Annotated in this window: 22 protein-coding genes and 1 tRNA gene; 16 read left to right on the forward strand and 7 right to left on the reverse strand. The window is 50.2% G+C overall.

Going from position 1 to position 24,061, the window contains the following annotated elements:
* Positions 1-167: 167 nt before the first annotated feature.
* A complete protein-coding gene (locus tag BBD38_RS04495) occupies positions 168-785 on the reverse strand; it encodes a hypothetical protein (protein WP_066685059.1) in 618 nt (205 codons plus the stop codon).
* Between the two features lie 785 nt (positions 786-1,570).
* On the opposite strand from BBD38_RS04495, the gene BBD38_RS04505 reads away from it, so the two are divergent.
* From BBD38_RS04505 to BBD38_RS04530, 7 genes are all read left to right on the forward strand, one after another.
* Positions 1,571-2,167, forward strand: coding sequence for an RNA polymerase sigma factor (locus tag BBD38_RS04505; protein ID WP_147568079.1), 597 nt, complete (start codon positions 1,571-1,573; stop codon positions 2,165-2,167).
* Between the two features lie 5 nt (positions 2,168-2,172).
* Complete coding sequence (locus BBD38_RS04510) at positions 2,173-2,883, forward strand: DUF4367 domain-containing protein (protein WP_066685063.1); 711 nt, start codon at positions 2,173-2,175, stop codon at positions 2,881-2,883.
* Positions 2,884-2,964: 81 nt separating this feature from the next.
* A complete protein-coding gene (locus tag BBD38_RS14450) occupies positions 2,965-3,462 on the forward strand; it encodes a hypothetical protein (RefSeq protein ID WP_147568080.1) in 498 nt (165 codons plus the stop codon).
* 169 nt (positions 3,463-3,631) lie between these two features.
* The gene (locus tag BBD38_RS04515; RefSeq protein WP_066685065.1) at positions 3,632-4,069 is read left to right on the forward strand and encodes an RNA polymerase sigma factor; all 438 of its coding nucleotides are present in this window, start codon (positions 3,632-3,634) and stop codon (positions 4,067-4,069) included.
* Entirely contained in the window at positions 4,053-4,286 is a 234-nt protein-coding gene (locus tag BBD38_RS04520) for a helix-turn-helix domain-containing protein (protein WP_066685069.1), read from the forward strand. Before BBD38_RS04515 ends, BBD38_RS04520 begins: the two co-directional genes overlap by 17 nt.
* Before the next feature lie 403 nt (positions 4,287-4,689).
* Complete coding sequence (locus BBD38_RS04525; RefSeq protein ID WP_066685072.1) at positions 4,690-4,920, forward strand: DNA-binding protein; 231 nt, start codon at positions 4,690-4,692, stop codon at positions 4,918-4,920.
* The gene (locus tag BBD38_RS04530) at positions 4,921-6,201 is read left to right on the forward strand and encodes a tyrosine-type recombinase/integrase (RefSeq protein WP_066685075.1); all 1,281 of its coding nucleotides are present in this window, start codon (positions 4,921-4,923) and stop codon (positions 6,199-6,201) included.
* Between the two features lie 225 nt (positions 6,202-6,426).
* Here the strand turns inward: BBD38_RS04530 and BBD38_RS04535 are convergent.
* From BBD38_RS04535 to BBD38_RS04555, 5 genes are all read right to left on the reverse strand, one after another.
* Positions 6,427-6,518: transfer RNA gene (locus BBD38_RS04535), tRNA-Ser, on the reverse strand.
* Positions 6,519-6,840: 322 nt separating this feature from the next.
* On the reverse strand, positions 6,841-9,309 hold the full coding sequence (gene leuS, locus BBD38_RS04540; protein WP_082989482.1) for a leucine--tRNA ligase: 2,469 nt from the start codon (positions 9,307-9,309) through the stop codon (positions 6,841-6,843).
* A 149-nt stretch (positions 9,310-9,458) separates the two neighbouring features.
* Positions 9,459-10,535 carry a M23 family metallopeptidase gene (locus BBD38_RS04545; protein WP_066685080.1) on the reverse strand — a complete coding sequence of 359 codons (1,077 nt, stop codon included), beginning with the start codon at positions 10,533-10,535 and terminating at the stop codon, positions 9,459-9,461.
* 19 nt (positions 10,536-10,554) lie between these two features.
* The gene (locus BBD38_RS14240) at positions 10,555-11,163 is read right to left on the reverse strand and encodes a metallopeptidase family protein (RefSeq protein ID WP_082989484.1); all 609 of its coding nucleotides are present in this window, start codon (positions 11,161-11,163) and stop codon (positions 10,555-10,557) included.
* 3 nt (positions 11,164-11,166) lie between these two features.
* Complete coding sequence (locus BBD38_RS04555) at positions 11,167-12,216, reverse strand: endonuclease/exonuclease/phosphatase family protein (protein WP_235829096.1); 1,050 nt, start codon at positions 12,214-12,216, stop codon at positions 11,167-11,169.
* A gap of 275 nt (positions 12,217-12,491) precedes the next feature.
* Here BBD38_RS04555 and hxlA point away from each other — a divergent pair, with 275 nt between their 5' ends.
* The 9 genes from hxlA (at position 12,492) to BBD38_RS04600 (ending at position 23,193) form a co-directional block, all read left to right on the forward strand.
* Positions 12,492-13,133: a 3-hexulose-6-phosphate synthase gene (gene hxlA, locus BBD38_RS04560; protein WP_066685086.1), complete on the forward strand. Its 642-nt coding sequence runs from the start codon at positions 12,492-12,494 to the stop codon at positions 13,131-13,133.
* A gap of 135 nt (positions 13,134-13,268) precedes the next feature.
* Complete coding sequence (locus tag BBD38_RS04565) at positions 13,269-14,447, forward strand: iron-containing alcohol dehydrogenase (protein WP_066685420.1); 1,179 nt, start codon at positions 13,269-13,271, stop codon at positions 14,445-14,447.
* A gap of 148 nt (positions 14,448-14,595) precedes the next feature.
* A complete protein-coding gene (locus tag BBD38_RS04570; protein ID WP_207644631.1) occupies positions 14,596-15,171 on the forward strand; it encodes a manganese efflux pump MntP in 576 nt (191 codons plus the stop codon).
* Positions 15,172-15,343: 172 nt separating this feature from the next.
* A complete protein-coding gene (locus BBD38_RS04575; protein WP_066685089.1) occupies positions 15,344-16,054 on the forward strand; it encodes an ABC transporter ATP-binding protein in 711 nt (236 codons plus the stop codon).
* Positions 16,047-17,639: a putative ABC transporter permease subunit gene (locus BBD38_RS04580; RefSeq protein WP_066685092.1), complete on the forward strand. Its 1,593-nt coding sequence runs from the start codon at positions 16,047-16,049 to the stop codon at positions 17,637-17,639. Before BBD38_RS04575 ends, BBD38_RS04580 begins: the two co-directional genes overlap by 8 nt.
* Before the next feature lie 192 nt (positions 17,640-17,831).
* The gene (locus tag BBD38_RS04585) at positions 17,832-18,524 is read left to right on the forward strand and encodes an aspartate/glutamate racemase family protein (RefSeq protein WP_066685094.1); all 693 of its coding nucleotides are present in this window, start codon (positions 17,832-17,834) and stop codon (positions 18,522-18,524) included.
* Between the two features lie 138 nt (positions 18,525-18,662).
* On the forward strand, positions 18,663-20,075 hold the full coding sequence (locus BBD38_RS04590) for a VanZ family protein (protein ID WP_066685096.1): 1,413 nt from the start codon (positions 18,663-18,665) through the stop codon (positions 20,073-20,075).
* Between the two features lie 15 nt (positions 20,076-20,090).
* Positions 20,091-21,563 carry a polyphosphate:AMP phosphotransferase gene (gene pap, locus BBD38_RS04595; protein WP_066685099.1) on the forward strand — a complete coding sequence of 491 codons (1,473 nt, stop codon included), beginning with the start codon at positions 20,091-20,093 and terminating at the stop codon, positions 21,561-21,563.
* A 223-nt stretch (positions 21,564-21,786) separates the two neighbouring features.
* A complete protein-coding gene (locus BBD38_RS04600) occupies positions 21,787-23,193 on the forward strand; it encodes an APC family permease (RefSeq protein ID WP_066685102.1) in 1,407 nt (468 codons plus the stop codon).
* Positions 23,194-23,306: 113 nt separating this feature from the next.
* On the opposite strand, the gene BBD38_RS04605 is transcribed toward BBD38_RS04600, so the two are convergent.
* Complete coding sequence (locus BBD38_RS04605) at positions 23,307-23,735, reverse strand: RrF2 family transcriptional regulator (protein WP_066685110.1); 429 nt, start codon at positions 23,733-23,735, stop codon at positions 23,307-23,309.
* Positions 23,736-24,061: the final 326 nt, after the last annotated feature.

A 24,061-nucleotide genomic window follows, 5' to 3' on the forward strand; every position in this document is an offset into this window, starting at 1 on the left:
ATTCGGAAGTGTTAATACACTTCCTATGCTTGCTAAGCTAACTAAGCTAACAAAGCAAAAAAAACTTTTTCTCATACTAACAACCCATAAGCGGCTGGAAAGGACAAAAAAAGCTACCTCATGGTAGCTTTTTTTGAGTAACTTATTTTGTTAAAATGTGAATTACATTATTTTATTGTATAGGTTGCAACCGCCGTGAAATTAGGATTATAAATTGGAGCGCACCCAAGCCCCGGCTGGGAACGAAGCAACCCTTTTTGTTTTACAACTGCTGTTTTATTCCCGTTTGAGAAAGTTTTACTAAATCCCATAGGAGCTTCAAAAATCATCCCCGCTCTTCCAGATGATTTGCATGATGTTATTGAAGCAAATCTTAATGGATTGCTCTTTGTTGTATACGTGATTGTCATATATACTCCGCTATTGTTATCTGCAACTTTGCCCCATGAATTACTGCGGGGCATTATATCAGGCGCGAATGCTACACCTGCTGCAACTTTTTCGTCTATTTCTGCTTCTTTTGCTTTAGCTTCTTCGGAAATTTGAACCATTTCGTTAATAGACTGTTTCACACGTTCAACCGACGAGGCCGCGATGTCACTGTCGTATACATATAAATCCAAGTCATATTTTACATTGATTTGGTCAATATATGCTTGAACCTCGGAAATTTTTTCGAGATCAGCTTGCGAAAATGCCATATCGTTTTCCGCTGCAAAGGCTACGGAGAAACAAGAGAACACCATAGCAACCGCTAACACTACTACTACTAACTTCTTTTTCATTTTAAATCTTCCTTTCTTTTACCTATTTATTGCGGGTTAGTCAATACAAATTTTTACCTCCTTTTTTTATATAAGAATTTATACACTAACAAATAATTGATTGCATATATCAATAACGGTATTTGGTAAATAAGAGTAATGAGTATTCCATTTTTGAATGTAAGTATACCGCTAAAAGCATTTGTATAGGAAGAATCCAGAAATATTGCGACAAAACACAAAATAATAAAATTGATAAAAGCCATAATAATAAATGCTTTTTTGCCAGTTTTATTGAAAGTTATCCAGCAGGGGAAGAACAAAGAAGGAATCATAACAAAAATAATAATTGAATAAAAATCTGTTTGTTCTATGCTTAAAAAACCATTTATCAAGCATAGCAAAATACTAATGATTGGAAAACTAAGTGCAGCCATCCAATAAAAAAATATATTGCAAATAGTTTTACTATCTTTTCGCTGAAATGATGTTTTGATCGAAAATACCACTATTGAGAACACAAGGAAAAATAAAACAAGCACGTGGACATAACCATAAAAATTCTGGAATTTAGAGATAGTGCCCTGTTCTTGAAAAGCTATATTGATAATCGTTGTAATAGCAAGAAAAAAATATGCACAAAACAGACAGATTGATAAATACAGCAAAAATGAATAAACCGATTTTTCCTTCATACTAAATGTTCCCTTTTCCTTTTGCTCTGTATAAATAAGAGCGATTTAAAAGGAAAAACGTTACACTGTTGCTGAAAATAAAAATTGTATCAGGTAGATATAATTTGTGATATGATAAAAACAGTAGGGAATCTTTGGATTTTGGTGTTTGATATGAATGGAGAACAAAGGGTTAAATATGAACAGTTTTTAAAATTATACAGACCTTTAGAAAACGATTTGTTCAATTATTTAAAACTCATGACTAACAACGAGGCAATGGCACGTGATATACAAGAAGATTGCTTAATTATTGTTTTTGAAAATTTTAGCTCTTTAAGGGATAAATCAAAATTCAAATTTTGGCTCTGGAAAATTGTTAAACGCCAAGCAATAGCATATATGAAAAAATATAAAAGAGAAATGCCAATTAGTGAAATCCACGAGAATGAAGAAAAGAATATATTGTTTACGAGATCAGAAATATCTGAAATCGAACGTGTAATATTCCAGATAGATAATAAAAAGTATATACAGCATATATTAAGTGGTTTAAGGGAAAAAGATGTTTTTTTTATAACGTGCTATTATTTTAATAACTTATCTTATAAAGAAATTTCCAAAATTACAGGGGATAGCTGTCAAAATTTGAGGGTAAGGCATCATCGAATTTTAAAGAGATTACGTGACAGAGCGGAAAAAGCGATTGATATGATTGTTGGGGAATAATAGGTATGAATACAAAGAAGAAAATTAGGAAAATCTTTGAAAAAAATATAGGCGTAATTATTGACGATCATAGCGACAATGAAGAAAATCTTCGTCGTATTTCTGATAACTTTGAAAAAATAGTATTTGATAAAGATCAAAAATCAGAAACTGTAAGGAAATGGAAATACTGTTTTCCTATTGTCGCTGTAATCGTTGTCTGTGTTTTAATCGGCTCTTTTATTTTGGCGGATATACCAGTAGTAAGGGCATTAAAGTCAAATATTGAGAATTATTTACAATCTGTCTTTAATGATAACAGTTCGTATAGTGAAGACGGTCAGTTAGTAAAAAACTTTGACAGCCTAGAGAAATTGTATCAAAATTTGGGTTATACTCCACTTGAATTTACATGGATTCCTGCTGGATTTGAGCTTGTAAGTATTCAAACGACCAATGATACCAATAATAATTTGGGGATATTCTACGAATATATAAAAAGCAACACTAACCAATTTATAAGTATCAGTATAATGCCACTCTCGGAGGTTGACGGCATATCAGGATTTTCATATACTGACGGTTATGAAAAAATCAAATTAGGTGATATGCAGGTTTTTTTAAGCAAAGAGTCCCCTTATAATGCCATTTTAGGTTATCATGGGGTATATGAGATAGGTATAAATACTGATGTAGAAAAGCAAGAGTTATTAAGACTTATTGAAGGAATCAAATAATTAACTGTAACAATAAATGAATTAAATACCTCTTAATTATAGGAACACTTAATGACATGTACGCAATAGGAGGTATGATTTATGCGTAAGATTTTAATTTTTATTGTCTGTATCATTTTGGCTATATCCTTTAATAGCGTTGCATTTGCTGCTTATGATAAAGAGATTAGCACACCTACGCCCGCAGAAGTATCTGAAAAAAGTTTCGGCAGTAGTGGTTTATTATCCGCTGCCGATTATGGCATAACGCCTTTTTCGGTAACGACCATTAAAGCATGGTCAAATAGTATTTCAAAGGTGAATTCTGGAAGTGTTACCTGCAAAGCCTATACGACCGCATCCGGGCTTGCTGATAAGTTACAGGTAAAATATACTTTATATCAATATAAAAATGGTGCGTGGCACTCGTATAAGAATATAACCCACACCAAAACAAGAACATCCCTTATGAACGATGCAGCCAGCTTTAGCGTAGCAAGCGGTTATTCGTATTATGTGACAACGACACATCGAGCATTTACAGGGGCAGCTTGTACTAGCTCAAAAACCGCTTCTTCTACAAGTATATCCGTTTCATAAAGTAATATCATTTTTTAAGTATTCCTATACAAAAACCTTTGTGTTTTTTTGCACAAAGGTTTTTTTTTGAATTTTTAAAAAATAAACTGTCCCAAAAATTATTTTTCGGGCAGATAGATATGAAGGGGGAAAATCACCCGCCTTTGCGGAAGCGAAGGGAGGTGAACAAATGAAACCTCATATCCACGATCAGAAAGGACGTATACCCTGCCAATTTGATAGCTTTTGTAAAAAGGTTATGCGGTACGAAGCAAGGCACTATTTTAGAGATCAAAAAAGGCAACGGGCGCATGAAATATCTTTTGAAGAGCTATCGCAACAGGAAATAGAGCAGCTTGTAACCACAGATGATTACTTTTCTGGTGAATATGTTTTTAATGTCCTTGGCGACGAAATTATTGTGAGAGATAATGAAATTGCCGAAGCGTTGGCAAACTTGCCAGACAGTAACAGGGAAATTGTTTTATTATCCTATTTCTTGGGCTTAACAGATCGTGAAATTGGAGAACGGCTAAATATGATACGGAGAACTGTATCGCGCCACCGTTCTAAGACACTTGCAAAACTAAAGGAGATATTGGAGGAAAACAATGGACAAGAAGAATAGCAGACTACTCCCTTTTTCTCTCATTGCAGCGGCTTCAAAGGGCGATATTGACGCGATTAACGCCGTAGTCAATCATTACAGTGGCTATATCGCTGCCTTGTCTGTAAAAAAGCTCTTTGACGGACAGGGCAAGCCCTATATGTGCATTGATGAAGAATTAAGACGCAGATTGGAAACAAAACTTATCACAAAAATTCTTGATTTCAAAGTAGCTTAAATCTATGCTCGTGACCGGGCGCGTGTCCCCCTTTCCACGCTTCCCGGTCGCGGGCTTTTGTTTGCCATTCTACAAGAGCGCATTTTACAAGTGCGGTTTTATAGGCTGACATTCAGCAGTACATTGATAATTTCATAAAGCAATCAGATACATTCGGTATGCTGGGAGCCAGCCGGGAAATGCGCCATGATACGAGCGACAACGTTTTGCCGGGAACAAGTGAGCCAGCTTGTGCGACGATCAGCAGACCGCAATAATGATACTCCCGCCTTGAACGCTTCACAGCATTGGGCGGCTGCATGAGAACCATGCAGGGGGGCGACATAACCCCGTGGAGCTGCCCGGCCCGCAGCCGTCCGATTTGCTTAGATTTTTTAATCTATCAAAAAGGAGATGTTGCTATTTGGCAAAAAAAGAAGATAATCCAAAACCCGCAATGCTGCCTATGCTGAAAACCCCGGAACTTATGAGCCGTGTTAGCGGCATTGGAGAAAATAAATTGCGTGATCTTATGGATAATGGCGAGTTGGAATACTTGCAAAACGGAAACCGTCGCTTAATTGCCGACGCTGCCATTTGGGACTATTACGAGCGAAACAAAATTGTTGCTGAAAATCAAGAAAGGGGGGACTAAATGGCGGTACAAGCAAGAAAAGTAAAGAACCGAAGAAATGCCGACGGTATTTTGACAGGAAAACCGGGGACGGTATATGACGTTAATATCAAATACCGAACCCCTGACGGATTAAAAACATATTCAAAAAAGGGATTTGCTACACAGACTCTTGCAAAGAAGCATGAAGCCGAAATGAAAATTAAGTTGAGCAATCCCGCCTTTATCCCGGCTGTAACGGCACAAGGTAAGCAGACCGTTGAAGAATATCTGCGGGGCTGGATAGAATCGTATGGAGAAAAAAACTTGCGCCCTGCTACATTGCGGGGGTATAAATCAAATATTGAAAATCATATTATACCGCTCATCGGACATTTAAAAATCAATGAAGTAACTCCTCCCATTGTTGACGATATGCTGAATAAACTGTTTGATAGGGGTTATGTGCAAAACACAGTGCGCTATACTTGTTCAACCCTTAATATTGCTATGGAGCACGCTCGAAAATATCACTATATCGAATACAACCCGGTTCGAGATACCACAACAAAGTTTACAGGGAGGGGGGAAATCCCGCCGCCTTATACTGTGAAACAAGTACAGCAGCTTATGAGTAATATCGTTGGTACAAAATGGGAAATGCCCGTTATTTTAGGTGGGCTTTATGGTATGCGACGCAATGAAATACTTGGATTACGATTATCGAATATTGATCTTGATAAAAATGTTTTTGGTGTTGTTGAACAACTACCCTTTAAACTGCCAAAGGGAACGCATATTGTAAAAGAGATGGCACCCCCTAAGTCGCTAAGCAGAATTTTACCAATTACAAAAGAGACACGCTCGTTTTTCATACGACATTTTGCTATAATTGAAGAACAAAAGCGGTTGGCTGAATTGTCCGGGAAGCCCTATTATGACAACAAATTATTGGTCGCCCAGCCGGACGGTACCCCCATAAATCCCTCTATTGTTTCTAAAGGCTGGGCACAGTTGTTGCGTCGTCTTGAAATGCCACATATGCGTTTCCATGATCTACGGCATACAGCGGCAACAAACTTGCACGAACTCACAGGCGATTTTTTCACTGTTGGCGATATATTGGGGCAGTCCTTAAAAGGAATAGGACAGGAATTGCATATATCAGGTAATCTTGAAGCCGTTACTGAACGATATATAAATGTACGATTAAAACGAAAAGAAGAGGTTTTAGAAAAATATCATAGTGAAGTATTTTTGCAAGAAAAAAAGGAGGATACGACAAAAAAAGAAAAAGGGGAAATTATTGAAATAGGGCTGTAATTACAAATATCATTACATCTTTACACAACTGTTTATAATGTTTTATGTTATCTTGGCACCATTTATGGCACCATTTATGCAATCAAATTGTATAAGGATTTTAAGTGAAAAAATAGTTTATGGTGCCAGAATCGGAGCTTTTTGGCACCATTTTTATATTCGACAGGAAAAAAGCAAGAAGAAATTGCAAAAGAAAAACCCCACAAACCGTATGGTTGTGGGGTTTGGCGGAGCAGAGAGGATTCGAACCTCCGTAGCGCTATTAACGCTAACGCGATTTCCAATCGCGCGCCTTCAGCCATCTCAGCCACTGCTCCATGTGTATATTAAGGCTGGTTTTATACGCTGTATATGCGCTTTTTTGAATAAAAATACTATTTCCAATCGTGCGCCTTAAGCCAACTCAGCCACTGCTCCAACACAGATTCAATTTTCGGAAGGTGGTTCCATCCGTTACAGCATTAATGATTTTACCACAAAAATTTCGTGAGGACAAGGCATTTTTATTCTTTTCTTTCGCCAACAGCCCTTTTCACCTTCCAGGCAAACCCCGGCACCGAACGGCGGCCTGCCCGCCGCCGTTCCATGCCGTTTTCCGAGAAAAAACCGGGGCTTCGTTTGACGCAAACCCCGGTTTTTTTATTTGACTACAATATTTACGATGCGGCCGGGAACCACGATAAATTTCACGATCTCCTTCCCCGCCCACAGCTCCGCAAACTCGCCGCGCACATACTGCTCGACCTCTTCCTTGGAGGCATCCGCGGCGATATCGAATTTCGCGCGCACCTTTCCGTTCAGCTGTACCGCCATATTCACAACCGGGCGCTTCAGGGCGCTTTCGTCGCACACCGGGAAATCCTGGTTGAAGATCGAATATTCCCCGCCGAGGCGCGACCACATTTCCTCCGCAAAATGCGGGGCGAACGGCGCGAGGAGCAGGCACAGCTTTTTTGCCACCTCCCGCAGGAACGCCGCGTCCGGCTGGCCGTCCATATATTTATACATCGCGTTCACAAGCTCCATAATGCGCGCGACCGCCGTATTGAACGAAAACTGCGGGATATCCCGCGCCACGTTTTTGATTGCATAGTTAAGCTGGTAATTCACGTCAAAATCCGGCTCTCCGCTGCCGCCCTGCATGGGGGCCACCGCGTCTACAAGGCGCTCCACACGCTCGAGGAAGCGGTTCACCGCCTTGATTCCGTCATCGTTCCATGGGCCGCCTTCCACATAGTTGAAGCCGAACGCCAGATACATGCGCAAGGTGTCCGAGCCGTATTTTTTAATCAGTTCGTCCGGGGAAATGACGTTGCCCCGGCTCTTGCTCATTTTTTCGCCGTCCGGCCCCAAAATTACGCCCTGATGCACGAGGGACGAGAACGGTTCGTCAAAATCGACATACCCCATATCCTTGAACGCCTTGGTGAAAAACCGCGCGTACAGCAGGTGCATGCACGCATGCTCCGCGCCGCCGATATATTTATCCACGGGAAGCATACCGTCGATGATTTCCTTGTTCCACGCTTCCTTTTCGTCCTTATTGTCGGGATAGCGCAGGTAGTACCACGAGGAGCAGACAAAGGTGTCCATCGTGTCCACGTCGCGCTTCGCCGGGCCGCCGCAAACGGGGCAGGTGGTGTTCACGAATTCCTCATGCTTCGCAAGGGGCGAGGTGCCGTCCGGCGTGAAATCCACATCGTACGGGAGCTTCACCGGGAGCTCGGATTCGGGCACCGGCACTTCCCCGCATTTTTCGCAGTATACCATCGGGATGGGCGCGCCCCAATAACGCTGGCGGGAAACCAGCCAGTCGCGCAGGCGGTAATTTGTTTTAAAGCCGCCGCGTTCCTCTTTTGCGAGGTCTTCGAGGATCGCCTTTTTGCCCTCTTCGGTGGTAAGTCCGTCGTATTTTCCGCTGTTTACGAGAATGCCGTATTCCGTATAGGGGAGCGCGTCGTCCGAGCCGTCCTTCGATTTGATGACGCGCTCTATGGGCAGGTTATATTTTTCCGCAAAAGCATAATCGCGCTCGTCGTGCGCGGGAACCGCCATCACGCAGCCCGTGCCATAGCTTGCGAGCACGTAATCCGCCGTCCAGATCGGCACCTTGCGTCCGTTGATGGGATTGACCGCATATGCGCCCGTGAACACGCCCGTTTTTTCGCGCGTGGTGGACAGGCGGTCTATTTCGCTGGCGCGCGCCGCGTATTCCTGGTATTCCTTTACCGCCGGAAGCTGTACGGAGGTGGTGATCTGCTCCACCAACGGATGCTCGGGCGAGATGACCACGTAGGTACAGCCGCAGAGCGTATCCGCGCGGGTGGTGAACACGGTGAAATCCCCGCCGCCTGCAATATCAAACTTCACTTCCCCGCCCTGCGATTTGCCGATCCAGTTTTTCTGCATCAGCTTGGTCTTTTCCGGCCAGTCGATGCGGTCGAGGCCTTCCAGGAGCTGCTCCGCGTAATCCGTAATTTTAAAGAACCACTGGGTCAGGTGCTTTTTGGTGACCTGCGTCCCGCAGCGTTCGCACTCGCCGTCAATGACCTGCTCGTTCGCAAGCACCGTATTGCACGACGGGCACCAGTTCACCGGGGCCGCCTTGCGGTAGGCAAGGCCATGCTTATAGAGCTGCAAAAAGCACCACTGCGTCCATTTATAATAGTCGGGCAGGCAGGTGACCACTTCATAGTTCCAGTCCCACGTGCCGCCGATCGCCTTTAACTGCTCCTGCATGGTTTCGATATTCTGCATGGTGGAATCCTGCGGATGGATGCCCGTTTTGATCGCATAGTTTTCCGCGGGAAGCCCGAATGCGTCAAAGCCCATCGGATGGAACACGTTATAGCCGTTCATGCGCATGAAGCGCGCATAGGTATCCGAAAGGCTGTAGTTATACCAATGCCCCACGTGCAGCTTCGCACCCGAGGGATAGGAAAACATTTCCAGTACATAATGCTTGGGCTTTTTGCTGTTTTTATCGTATTTGTAAATGCCCGTCTCCGCCCATTTTTCCTGCCATTTTTTTTCGTTTTCTGTGAAGTTCAACTTGCTTTCGCCTCCGGCAATCAATAAATTTCGATATACCTTTTTATTATCGGCCATTTAGGGCGTAAAGTCAATTGGCGATATGCATGGAGGGAACGCAAAAATACCCCGCGCGGTTGGGGAAATTCCTGCGTATCAGGGACGCGCGGGGCATAATCCGTGGAATGCGGGAATGCATTTCACGCAAAAAACATGCCGTTCAGATATCAGATATTTTCCGCATCGACAAGGTACGGATACGGATTCACGTACACGCCGCTTGGCGCGATAATGGCAATGTGCAAATGGTTGGCGGTGCTGTTGCCCGTATTGCCCGCAAGGCCGATGGGATCGCCGCGTTTCACCTCGTCCCCCGGCGCCGCGAGCTGCGACACCTCCACCATATGGTAATAGTGATACTGCGTGCCGTCCGCGCCTTCGAGCACCACATAGTTTCCCGTCCCTTCCCCGCCGCCCACGGCAAGGATTGTTCCGTCCACACAGGCAAGCTCCGGCGTGCCCTCCGGGCACAGGATATCCGTTCCCGTATGCCGCCGTGCGCCGCCGTCGCGGTCGTCGTACCAGCAGTCGTTGAAATCGTAGCGTTCTTCAAAGGGGAAAGTGATCTGTTCGGAAAGCTCTGGCAATGTCCCGTTGTTTTCAATGACCTCCCCCGCTTCGTCATAGATGGTCAGCAGGTAGGTGCTTGTGAAAAATGCGGAGGGAATTGGGTCGCCGACCCGGGCCGAGAGGGGGAACGCCTCCTGCGGGGTTTTCGGAGTCAATGCAAATTCAAAATTCATACGCTCTTCCCCATCCGCAATTACGCCGACGGACGGGGTGACGAGCGCCGGAAGCATAGAAATAAATTCCGCGGGCGTTTCGCACGAAAGCGCCGCCGCGGCAAGCACCTGCCACGCGGGCACCCGCGTTTCGCTGCTGCCGCCCCAAACGCAATCCCCGTAATAGGCTTTGAACTGCCGCCCGCAATATTCCGATACTCCGGCCATCCATGCATCACAGGCCTCTATGAGGGCGGCCGTCACTTCCGGATGGTCCAGGACAATTTCATAGCCTTTTTCCCCATCCTGCGGATAGAGCGCGGTCAGCGAAGGATATTCAAAGGGAAATTCCGCCGCCAGCTTTTCCACCTCCGGCGGGGGCGCCGTAGGCTGCGGCGCGGGACTGGGCGTTGCCTGCGCCTCGGTCCGCTCCGGCGTGGGTTCCGCGGTGGGAAGGGGCTGCGAAGAACACGCGCCGAGCATCAATGCCGCCGCCAAAAGCAATACGATCAATTTTTTCATAGAGAGACTCCCCCCCGTTTTATTTTCCGCCCCGCGAACGCAGGTAATTCTGCAAAAAAATCTCATCTTCCACTTCAAGGCCGTTTTCGCCGCACAGGGATTCCACATGGTGGCGGAATTCGTGCCGCAGCGTTTTGCGCAGCTCCCTGCGAATTTCCTCCCGCGGCGCATGCGGAAAAACGCGCAAAAAGGACCCGTAATAAATTGCGATATAACGGCCCATTTCCCCGCCGGAAAAATAGCAGCCGAGGGTATACAGGCCGCCCTGCCCGCGCGGATGGCGTTCCGTCTGCGGAAGCAGCACAATGCCCCCGTTCAGCTCGCGGAAAAACACCTCCGGCAACTCCGCCGCAAGCTCGTCAAGCATTTGCTCCATTTCATCGAGCGTCACCGGGCCTTGCCCGGAATTTTCCCGCTTGGGCGCCAGCGCATCGGAAGCGCTTTCCCGCCCGGCAGCCCCGCCGCCTGCGTAATCATCGTCGGGTGCCACCGGGCCTTGCCCGGAATTTTCCCGCTTGGGCGCCGGCGCACCGGAAGCGCTTTCCCGCCCGGCAGCCCCGCCGGGTTCTATCGGTTGATTTGAAGGTCCCGGGGCCTGCCCGGGTTGATTGATATCGTTTCGATCCATGTTTTATTGTAACTCCACATCCAGCATGACCGGGTTATGGTCTGCATATTCAAAGTCGAGGTCAAGGGTCTGCACGGAATTCAGGAACACATTGGGCGACAGGATGAAGCCGTCGATCACATAAAGCTGCGTTTGCTCGCGGTCGCCGGTGTACGGGCCGGAAAGAAGCCTGCAGGTGGGCGAGGATGCATCCACCGCAAACTGCCAGCCTTCGGGCAGCATGTCTGCATCCAGAACCCCGGGCGCCCAGTTTTCCGTATCGATCGCGGGATACTGCGCGATATCCGGGAAGGTCTGGTTGAAATCCCCGCCCGCGATCACATAATTGCCCTTCTCATATTCTTCGGTCAGAAAATCCATCAGCATATTCGTCTGCGCGATCTTTCCTTCCCCGTCGTCGTATGCTTCAAGGTGCAGGTTCACGAGCACCAGCTCGCGCCCTTCATAGGGCACGCGGCATACGAGCAGGCAGCGCTTCAGGTTGCAGGTGCTGACGGGCCACTTGAAGGGAACGGGCAGCGCCACGCGCGAGGCGCTTTCCACCCCGTAATCCGTAAGCGTAAGGAGCCCGCCCTCCACCTTCCCGATCATGGGAATGGGATAGGGCACAAACGCGGCCTTGAAATTATATGCAAGGGCGGCGTTTTTCCCCGTGAGGCCCGCGAGGTATTCCGCTTCGTCGATATTATACGAACGGTGCGAATCGACGTCCGCTTCCTGTACGAATACGGCGTCCGCCGGGTTTTCCAGCAGGGTGTTTCCGATTCCCTGCAAATTTGTTTCCACATCCGTTTTTTCAGCGGGGCGCACCATGCTTCCCCCGTCCATGAAAAAGTCCTGGTTTTTGCCCAGGCCCGCGTAACCGATGTTGCAGGTGAGCACGCGCACATGCCCGTCCGGGAGTTTTCCGGACGTTCCCGTGACGGCCACCTCTTCCACCGGCCCGGGCTTATATTCCGTTACGGTCAGGAAAATGAGCAGGACCGCGATCAGGGCCACGATCACCGCAAGAATAATGCCGATTACACGCAGGACACGTTTTGCTTTTGTCACTTGAAACCCACCCCTTTTCATTGCGCCCCGGACAGGGCGCGGAAAGCCGAATCCCTACGGCCGCCGCTGCGGGCAAAAGCCCTTGCTTCGGGCGTATCGTTTGGTGTGCCGTATGCTAACCCCAGTATACCATAAAATGCAAAAGGTTTTTTCAATTTTTCACAGGCACAATCCGCAACGAATTCAATGTGATATTATATGTATTCCAATTGATTCCGGTATCATTTCCATTTATAATAATGCTATCAGTATTAAAAAAAGGGTGGTAAATTATTATGAAACTTCAGGTAGCGTTTGACTGCAACTGCAATACGCAAATTATTTGCGACTGCGTGGACCGTATCTCCGGATATATCGATTTTATCGAGGTGGGCACGCCCCTCATCATTGAAAAGGGGCTCCTTACCATACAGGAGCTTCGGCCGCGGTATCCGCATCTTAAAATCCTGGCCGACCTCAAAATTATGGATGGCGGCTTTTACGAGGCGAACGCCGCGTTTGAAGCGGGCGCGGACATTGTGACGGCGCTTGCCGCCGCGGAGGACGCGACGCTTAAAGGGGCAATCGACGCTGCGGCAAAGCACGGCGGTGAAATTATGGTCGACATGATCGCGTACCCCGATCTTCCCCGGCGCATCGGTGAATTGGGTGCCATGGGCGCGGATTATATTTGCCTGCATACCGCCAAGGATACGCAGGCAAGCGGCAAGGATTTTTCCACGTTCATGCGCGAAATGAAGGGCTTTGTGAAATATGCGAAGCTTGCGCTTGCAGGCGGCATCAACCCCGCGAACATCGAAAGCTATACGTCCATGGACCCGGACGTTATTATTATCGGCGAGGGCATTACCGGGGCGTCCGACCCGGCGGAGGCCGCGCGCATTGTACGCGAAAAAATGGATGCGCACCAGGCTTAAGGCAGCCGCACCCGGCGGGAATACATAAGGACGCCGTACGGCCGTTTTTTGCGGCAGGAGACCTTTTATTTTTTCCTGTCAAAAGGGGCGGCCTGTGGTATACTGGGAAAAAACGAACTTTGGGGAGGAATTATTATGAAAAGCTTTGTTGCGGATATACCGGAAAAAATTGTGTTCGGCGCAGGTTGCGTGGACACGGTTGGGAAATATGCAAAACAACTCGGCAAACGCGCCGCTGTGGTTGCCGGGAAAGGCGTGCGCCCGGAAAAAACGGCGCTGCTGGACAAAATACAGGCGCTGCTGAAAGAGCAGGGCGTGGAATCCTTCGTATTCGCCAAAATCAATGAAAATCCGCTGATGTCCGTGGTGGACGAGGGCGCGGATTTCGCGCGTGCGAACAAGTGTGATTTTGTCATCGGCGTGGGCGGGGGCAGCTCGCTCGATTCGGCAAAGATTATCGCCATGCTGTGCGCATCGGGCGGCAGCGTGCGCGACTATGTGCTGGATGGGAAATATGCCGGGAAAACCGCGGAGGAAATTAAAACGCTGCCCATGATTGCCGTTACGACCACGGCGGGCACCGGCAGCGAAGCAACCCCGTGGGCGGTGGTGACCGATCCGGAAACGGGAAAGAAACCGGGGTTTGGCTGGTCGCCCGTGATGTATCCCGCTATTTCCATCGTGGACCCCGAGCTTACGCTTTCCATGCCAAAAAGCGTTACCGCCAATACGGGAATCGACGTGTTTTTCCATGCATATGAATCGTATGTTTCCACCATTGCCAACGATTTCACGGACCTTTTCGCGGTACGGGCGATGGAGTTGGTTGCGGAGAACCTCAAAAAATGCCTCGACAACCCGCAGGATATCGAGGCGCGCAGCGCAATGTCTTTTGCCAACACAATCGCGGGACCCGCAATCAGCATTTCGGGAACGCACATTATCCACGGCATGGGCCACAGCATCAGCGGCCACTATAACACCCCGCACGGCCTTGCCCTTTCCTCCATCGCGGTGGCGGTGACGGAATACACCTGGAAAAGCGATATTAAAAAATTCGCGAAGGTGGCGGTGATTATGGGCGCGGACCCCGCGCAGGATGAGGAAACCCTCGCAAAAAACTGCGGAAAAACCATGAAGGGCTTCCTCGCGCAGTTCGGGCAGGACGTTTCCCTCTCTTCCTTCGGCGTAACCGAAGATATGCTGCCCACAATGGCGGCGGATTCGTTTGAAGCAATGGGCGGCAACATGAACGTATGCCCCGTGCCGGTCACGGTGGAGGATGTAATTAACATTTATAAGGCGTCGATGTAAAAAGGGACGCGGACGCGGCGGGAGGAACCTCCCGCCGTATTTTTTTGTGCGGAAGGTTTTCCGTTTTCCGGCGGGTGCGGGTTTGTATTGTAAAAACGGCTTTTTCATATTATAATGAAGTCTATTCGATTTTTAGGAGAACGTTGCATTGGACATTTTATCATTTATCCTGCTCGGCGTGAGCCTTTCGATGGATGCGCTTGCGGTTTCGGTGTCCACGGGCATTTGCGTGCCCGACCTCAAAAAGCGCGAGGCCGTTAAAATCGCCCTGTATTTCGGTGGTTTCCAGGCGCTTATGCCCACGCTCGGCTGGCTGCTCGGCATTTCGGTCATCGATTATATCCGGGCGTTCGACCACTGGATCGCCTTTGGCCTTCTGGCGTTTATCGGCATTAAGATGGTGGTGGACGCCGTACGCGGCAAGGAAGAAAAGCAGGCGTGCGATGTGCGCGACAACATGCTTTCTCATAAAACATTATTTTTTATGGCCGTCGCCACGAGCATCGACGCGCTTGCCGTGGGGGTAAGCCTCGCCATCGTGAAAGCCAATATTGCCGCAGGGGCGGCGGTTATCGGCGTTACCACCTTCCTGATAAGCTTTGCGGGGGCGGTCGCGGGGAAACGCCTTGGCAGCACCTTTGAGAAAAAAGCCATGATCGTCGGCGGGCTGGTCCTCGTAGCCATCGGTACAAAAATCCTCATCGAGCATTTAACGGGAGTATGAGCGGCCTGTATGCGGCCGTTTTTTATTGGAAACAGCACTTTAGGCAATTATTAAAAATTAATTAATTCATGTGAAACTCATTGACAGTCACTTGACCACGTGATATGATGGGGCCATAACCGGGCGGCGGAAAGGAACGGCGCGCCCGGGGGTTTTGTTGGAGGGAAAAGAAATGCTCAAAATCAAACATTTTACCAAGAGCTACAAAGGCGGAACAAAGGCGGTCGACGACCTGTCGCTCACCGTGGAAGACGGGGATATCTACGGTTTCATCGGGCACAACGGCGCGGGCAAAACCACGACGATCAAGGCGGTGGTCGGGATTATGGATTTTGACAGCGGCGAAATTGAAATTGACGGCATGTCCATCAAGGAACATCCCATCGAATGCAAACGGATTACCGCATATATCCCGGACAATCCGGACCTGTACGACAGCATGACGGGCATCCAGTACCTCAACTTCATCGGCGATATTTTCACGATCCCGAAGGCGGAGCGCGAGGCGTTGATTAAGCAGTATGCCGATCTTTTCGAGATTACGGCGAACCTCGGCGACCTTATTTCGTCGTATTCGCACGGCATGAAGCAAAAGCTGGCGCTGATTTCCGCGCTGATCCACAAACCGAAGCTGCTGGTGCTGGACGAGCCGTTCGTGGGGCTCGACCCGAAGGCGGCGCACACGGTCAAGCAGCTGATGCACGAAATGTGCGAAAACGGCAGCGCGATTTTCTTTTCCACGCATGTGCTTGAGGTGGCGGAAAAGCTGTGTAATAAGATTGCCATCATCAAGGGCGGGAAGCTGCTGCGCGCGGGGAATCTTGAGGAAGTCAAGGGCGACGAAAGCCTGGAAGACGTATTTTTGGAGTTAATCGATGAATAATCTTGGTTTATTACTGAAAACATATATGCGTACCTCGTTCGGCTTCAACAAGGCGAGGTATACGCACGAAAAGCGTTCCAAATCCACAGGCATGACGGTCTTGCTGGTCTTTTGCTATATCATGATTATATTTGCCGTATTCGGCATGAGCATGGGCATGATGGCGAGCCTGCAGCCTTTGGGCGCGGAATATATTGTGCTTAACATCATGATGATGGCCGCGTCCGTCATGGTGCTGTTTACCACGATCTACAAGGTGAACGGCACGCTGTTCGGGTTCCGCGATTACGATTTGCAGATGGCGCTTCCCATTAAGACAAGCACGCTGATTGCAAGCCGCGTTCTGATCCTGTATTTTTTGAACATCCTCTTCGTTTTGGGTGTGATGGTGCCGGCGGGCGTGGCCTACGCGATTATTGCACAGCCGGCCGCGGCGTTTTACCCGTTCTTTATCATAACGCTGTTCGCGATTCCCATGCTGCCCATTATTATTGCGACGGTGATCGGTACGCTGATTGCCATGGCGGCTTCCCGCTTCAAACGCAAAAACGGCATGAGCGTGATCCTGACGGTGGTGGCATTTGTGGCGTTTATGGTCGTGTGGCTTGGATTCTGGACCAACTCCGGCGACATCATGATGAATTTCGCGGATGTGGGCGGCATGGTCAACAACGTGCTCACAAGCATTTATCCGATGACCGCGCTTTACGGTAACGCCGTCGGCGGCTTCGACATCCTTGCGCTGGTCCTGTTCCTTGTAATCTCCTTCGGCGCGTTCGCGGTGTTTACGGCGGTGGTGGCCAAGCTGTTCAAAAAGCTCAACACGTCCATCACGACGACCCGTGCGGCGGCGAACTATAAAATGACGGAGCTCAAGGAAACGTCGCCGAAAAAAGCGCTGTTCAAAAAGGAAATGAAACGGTACTTCTCTTCCTCGCAGTACGTACTCAATACGGCGGTGGGGCCGCTGCTCCTGGTGGTGGTGTCCGTTATCCTGCTGGTTTCGGGCGTGGACGGGTTCGGGGTATATTCCGATATTCCCGGGTTCGCGCACCTGTTGTCGGCGGCCGCGCCCCTCGGCATCGCGTTCTTCATTGTTATCGCGAGCACGACGGCATCGGCCATTTCCCTCGAGGGGAAAAACCTCTGGATTGTGAAATCGCTTCCGGTGGATACGCGCCTGATCTTAAAGGCCAAGCTGAACGTAGCGCTGACGATTTATATTCCCACGGTCATCGTCTGCGGGACGCTCTTTAACCTTGCGCTTTCGCCCGACCCGCTGTTTATTGTGCTGATGTATGCGCTTCCGCTCGCGTACAGTTATTTTTCCGCCCTGTTCGGGCTGAAATCAAACCTTGGCAGCCCGAATTTCGACTGGACGAACGAGGTGACGGTTGTCAAGCAGAGCAAGCCCGTGCTTGTAACCATGCTGGTGGGGATGCTGCTCTCCATTGTCCCGGCGATCCTTGCGGTATTTGTCGGCACATGGGTGGTGCTCGTTGCGTTTGTGCTTGTGACTATCCTGGATATTGTGCTTTACCGCGATCTCATGACCAGGGGCGTTGCACAGTTCGAGAGCTTTTAAGATACAAGCTTATGCGGGATACGGGGATCGTTATCAAACGATCCCCGTTTTTTTCTTCCGGCGCACCGTGTGTGTGGCTCACGGCAAAAGGCGCGGGGCTCCCCACAGGCCGCATCGCGCGGCGCGTTTATATTGACGCAGGGGCGCGCAGGCGGTACACTGGAACCAGAACGAACGCACCGGAGGAATCTCATGAAAAAAGCAGGAATCATTGGCGGGATGGGGCCCGTATCTACGCTCGACTATTACAGTGGAATCGTGGACGGGTATCGTACCGCAAAAAATGACGGCAGCTATCCCGCCCTTACGCTCGAGAGCGTGGACATGACGGAAATGCTTGGATTTGTGGCCCAGGAGGCGTGGAGCCCCCTTGTTTCCATGCTGCTTGCCGCCGTGCGCAACCTGAAAAGCGCGGGCGCGGAATTTGCGGCCATCGCTTCCAATACCCCGCACATTGTATTCCGCTCGCTCGAGGAAAAGTCTCCCCTGCCCCTTGTGAGTATTGTGGAGGCGACCTGCCGCCACGCCGCGGACGCCGGATGCGCGCGGGTCATTATACTGGGTACGAAATTCACCATGACAAGCGGCCTTTATACGGAAATGTTCCCGCAGTACGGAATCGAGGCGCTGATTCCCGACTGGGAAGGCCGGGAGTTCGTACACAGCATCATTTTTCCAAAGCTTGAGGAAGGGGTAATCGACCCGGAGGACAAGGAAGATTTGATTGAATTTACGGAGGAGCTGATCCGCAATTCGCATGCCGATGCGGTTGTGCTCGGCTGTACGGAGCTTCCGCTGATCATTCGTCCGGGCGACCTTTCGGTCCCCGCGCTCGACACGGCCCAAATCCATATCGCGGCCATTGTGCGGGAGATGCTTAAATAACCGCTTCCCGGTACGGCGATTTTACATGCTTAGGCTGGCGGCAATGCGCCTGAAGCAACAAGCGGGAAGCGCGTGGGCCTGCCCCCCGCACCCGGGGCGATCCTTCATCAGGAAAACCAATATCCGGCGAGGTAAACGATGTATTTTGGAGATATGGGCGGCAACCTTGATATAATGCTGCAAACAGGGCTTTGGGGGCTGCTTTTGGCCGCGCCGTCGTATGCCCTGATATGGCTCCTGACCCGCAAACGGTTTCCCGCCAGGGCCGGGGCGCACGCGCTGCGTTACCTCTTTTTGGTTTACCTCGTTTGCGTGGGGATGCTGACCCTTGTCCCCAGCGGGTTTGACATGCAGGGCGGCGTGAACCTCGTTCCGTTTTCGGGCATTGCAGACGCCCTTCTTACCACATCGGAGGTTGCGTTACAGCTTATTTTCCTTAACATACTGATGTTTGTGCCCATGGGGGTGTTCCTGCCGTGGGTATTTCCCAAGGTGGACAGGCTTTACAAGGCGGTTCTCATCTCCTTTGGCGCGACGCTTATCATCGAGGTGTTGCAGGTAGTCCTGCCGGGCGGCCGGGCGTTCGACATTGACGACATCATACTAAACACCCTGGGCGGGGCCATCGGATATTCGCTCTTTGCCCTTATTTCCTTATTTGCAAAAAAGAAAGCATACCCTTTGCGCGAAAAAATTGCGTGGGCCGCCGTGTTGGCGGTAATCCCCGTGGTGCTGGCCTGCGCAGCCGCCGCGGAAAACGGGCGGGAATTCAAATATGGGTTTTCCTATACCCTCATGACGCCGGAGGAGGCCGAGTTTGTGGGGCGGGAGGAATATCCCCGGACGGCCATGACCTATTTGCGCGCCGCATCCCAGGAGGACCGTATGACGGAGCTTGCCGGAAAACTCGCCCTCGGGGGACAGCCCCGAAAGGATGGGGCGCATTTGGTTCTCGCGGCCGCGGGCGGGGAATCCCTGACCGTATTTCCGGACGGGGACTGGATGCTCCACCTGCGCAACCCGGGCGGATTTCCGCCCCGTGGAACAGACGGTGAAATTGCCGCGCAAGCGGAGGCGTTCCTGCGGGAACGCGGCTTGTGGACAGACGGCCTTTCCGGGGCGGAGGTACAGGATTCGCTCGGCGTGAACACAGACGGCTCGGAGCGTGTGAGCGGCAAACATGTTTCTTTCCGCGCGCCGGAAAACAATCCCGCATTCTCGGGCGGGATTGATGTGATGCTTGACAGCGATGGAATTTACGAGGTTTATTCCGGCCTGTACCAATACGCGCCCTACCGCGAGGCGGAGCTGGCGCCGCCGGACGAGGCGCTTGCGGAAATCTTGAAAACGCACCGGTGTTATGTGGCCGTTGAATTTGATACGGTTACCACGCACCCGCAAAAGGCCGTTTTAAACAGTGCCGAACTGGTTTACGATTGGGGTATGTCCGCCGCCGGTCAAAACCTGCCCGTATGGAAGCTTTCAGGAACATTTTACGATCACGGCAGGCAGGCGCGGGGATATATCATGGCTCCCGCCATTCGCGGGTAGAAAGAAGGAAGCGCTATGTTAAAGGAACTGGATTTAAAAGCATGCCTGCCGAAGGAAGAATATGAACCGCTGATGGAGGAGCTGAAGCCCCGGCTGGTGACGCTCCAACAGGAAATTATCAGGGAGAAAATTCCCGTCATAATCATGTTTGAGGGGCTTTCCGCCGCAGGCAAGGGAGAGATCACCAATTTCCTGATCCTGAACTTCGACGCGCGCGGTTTTACCGTATACAACACGCGCCCGCCGGAGCCCTCCGAGCTGCGCCTGCCGTGGCTCGCGCGGTTTATGGAAAAAATCCCTTCCTATGGACGCATGGCAATTTTCGACCGTGCATGGTACAGCGCCCTCCCCATCGGGGCGCAGTCAAAAAAAGAACTGAAACAGCGCCTCCGGGAAGTGAACACATTTGAGCGCCAGCTTGCGGACGACGGTTACCTGATCCTGAAATATTTTTTGTACATCGGGAAAAAGGAACAGAAAAAACGCCTCGAGGCCTTGCGGAAGGTTAAAAATACGGCATGGCGGGTGACCGGCGGGGATTTTAAAAACCTGAAGCGCCACGGCGAGATTACGGATTTTTCCGAGACGCTGATCGAAAAGACCGATACGCCGTATGCGCCCTGGCATGTGGTCGCCGCAACGGATAAGCGGTATGTGCGGGGCGCGGTGTTCTCTTCCATTGTGGAGGGCCTTGAAAAAGCGCTCGCCCGGAAGCGGGAAAAGGTGCGCGGGGAAGCCTTCGCGCCAAAGGTCAATCCGCATATTCGCCCGCTTCCCCACGGTACCATCGGGCAGCTGGAGCTTAATAAAAGCGTGAAAGAAGCGGAATACCGCGAACGCCTTGCCGAATGCCAAAATCGGCTTTTTAGGCTGCAGAACAAATTATACCTTAAAAAAATCCCTGTGATCGTAGCCTACGAGGGCAACGACGCCGCCGGGAAGGGCGGCAACATCAAGCGCGTGGCCGCCGCCCTGGACGCGCGCGGATATGCGGTTACGCCTATAGCCGCGCCTTCGCCGGACGAGCTGAACCATCAATACCTGTGGCGGTTTTGGCGCGCGCTGCCCCGCACCGGACATTTTGCGATCTTTGACCGCACATGGTATGGCCGTGTGCTGGTGGAACGCGTGGAGGGCCTTACGCCCATCGCGCGGATTAACCAGGCATACAATGAAATCAATGAATTTGAAGCCCTGCTGGCAAGGTGGGGCGCGGTCATTTTCAAATTCTGGCTGGCCATCGACAAGGACGAACAGCTGAGGCGTTTTGAAGACAGGCAAAACACACCCGAAAAGCAATGGAAAATCACGGAGGAGGATTGGCGTAACCGCGGCAAATGGGACGCGTATACGCAGGCTGTGGACGACATGTTCCGCTATACGAATACCGATTACGCGCCGTGGACGGCTGTGGAATCGAACTGCAAATATTATGCGCGCTTAAAGACGCTGGAAACGATGATTGAAACCCTGAAAAACCGGTTATAAATAGGCATCGCCGCAGGGCGTATGCGCAGGTACGGGCCGCGGCGCGGCCCGTTTTTGATGAAGGGATGGAATATTTTTCCGCCGTGTGGAACGGATTTTCACATGATGGAACGCGTTATCCTTTTGTTTGAAACGTATTTACTGCCATTTTAGGAACATGGTATCATGAAAGCGCTTATTTATGTTGCCACTTCCACGTCAAACCCTGAACCGGGAGAAAGCTATGGCCAAAAGAAAACTCCGTCTATTCGACGCCATCCTGGCGGCAGTATGCGTCGTGCTTACCATCGACGCGGTGGCGCCCGCGGCGGCGATCGGCAACTCGCAGTATTTCTGGTGGATTCTTTTATTGCTTGGTTTCTTTGTGCCTTACGGCCTTGTGAACGCCGAGCTCGGCACCACATATGAAGATGAAGGCGGCCTGTGCGACTGGGTGAAACGAGCGTTCGGCATCCGCACCGGGTCGCGGGCGGCGTTTTATTACTGGATTAATTTTCCGATCTGGATTACTTCTACGCTTGTGATGTTTACGCAGGTATTTACGGCGACGACGGGAATTTCCGTCCCGCCGCTGACCGGACTCGCCGTCCAGCTGGCCATCGTATGGCTGGTGGTCCTGCTGTCCAATTACCACATCAGCGAAAGCAAATGGCTGGTAAACATCGGTGCCCTGATTAAAGCCGGGTTGATCCTGATCCTCGGCGGCCTCGGGGTGTACGCAGCCGTGACGCGCGGAGTCGCCAACCCGGCGGATTCCTTCGCGGATTTCCTGCCAAACGCGGCGGGGCTCCCTTTTATTTCCATCATTATTTTCAATTTTATCGGCTTTGAAGTCGTGACCACCTATGCGGGCGATATGCAGAACCCCAAAAAGGAGCTGCCGCGCGCCATCATCTGGGGCGGAATCCTGATTACCGCGTTTTACCTGTTTGCAACCTTTGGCATCGGGGTGGCCATTCCCACGGCCGAGCTTTCCAAGGCAAGCGGCTTTATCGACAGCCTGCGCATCCTCGCCGGGTCTTCGGGCGGAATCCTGATCCTTACATGCGGTTTCCTGTTCCTCTTCACGCTTATCACGAACATGCTTACGTGGTCGCTCGGGGTGAACTATGTGACCCAGCACGCCGCGCAATACGGCACCCTGCCCCATTTCCTTGCATCCAAGAGCAAAAAGGAAGGTATGCCGCTGGGCGCGAACCTCACGAACGGCGTGGTGATTTCCGTACTCCTGATTACTGCCGCCGTAATGGAAGTGACCGGGAGCGGCACGGACGTATTCTGGATGTTTTTCGCGCTTAACGTGGACCTTTTGCTCGCATGCTATCTATTTCTGTTTCCCTCTTTTTGGCGGCTGCGCAAGGTGGACCCGGACCGCGAGCGTCCTTACCGCGTGAAAGGCGGGAAAGCACGTATTTTCCTCGTTGCCGCGGTTCCGTTCGCGCTGCTGTGCATGACGCTGTTTTTCACCTTCTTTGAAGAAGCGCCGGATGGAACAAATATGGTCAACGTTCCCTTGATTATCGGCGTCGCCTGCGCGGTCGCCGTGGGGGAGGTTGTCGCGGCGCACAGCGTAAAAAAGCACAAAGCGGCGCTTGCGGCGCAGGAAAGCGCCGGGAAGGCACAGACCTGACCCGCAGATTCACACACGGTAAAACGGCGGCTGTGAAAATCATAGCCGCCGTTTTTTGTTTCCGCCGCTATCATTTCGCCGCCCGCCTGCGCTTCCTTTTCCCGCCCGGGCTTTTATTTTGCGACCGCCGGTTTTTCCCGCATAAGCGTTTCAATATTGTTTTCCTTCCCGTAGACATCGCGGATGGTAAAATGCCGGAGGTCCTCCGCCTCTTTTTCGTGGATATGCTTCATGAATTGGTTGAAGGGGTCCTTCGCCAGTTCTTCCCGCTCTTTTTCCCTGTCTGCGGAACGGTTATATTCGAACAGCTCGAGTACGTCGTACAGACTGACGTCTTCCTGTGTTGCTTTCAGTCGGTAGCCGCCTTTGCAGCCTTGTTCCGAGACCAATATTCCCGCACGTTTCATTTCGTTCATTACCTTCAGGCAATACTGATAAGAAATTCCCACGTTTTCCACAATTTCCCCCGCAGTGGTCAACGAATTTCCGTTTTGTGTGATATAGCCCAGTATTTTCGCCGCGTAAATTGTAGTAATCTTCATTGTCTCGCTCCTCATTTTTTATTCACATTGTCTTTTGTTGTGCATGTTTTCAAAATTATATTTTATGTTTAATATGCGCATTGTCTTTTTATTATTGACTATTCACTTTATATAAACTATAATTCAATCGTAATTTATCGCACCGTCATGAATAATGCTTTTATTTCCCGGTACTGTTTTTATCGCACTGTCTTTTGTTCGACGAATCTGCCCATTTCCCGCAAATTTCGGGGAACCCGCCTGCTTTATTGCGATAATACGCATTACTGCATACCGAAAAATTCACTCTAAATGATACTTTTCGAGAATAATATACCATTCGGGCA

The organism is Christensenella intestinihominis, assembly GCF_001678845.1.
Taxonomy (GTDB): domain Bacteria; phylum Bacillota; class Clostridia; order Christensenellales; family Christensenellaceae; genus Christensenella; species Christensenella intestinihominis.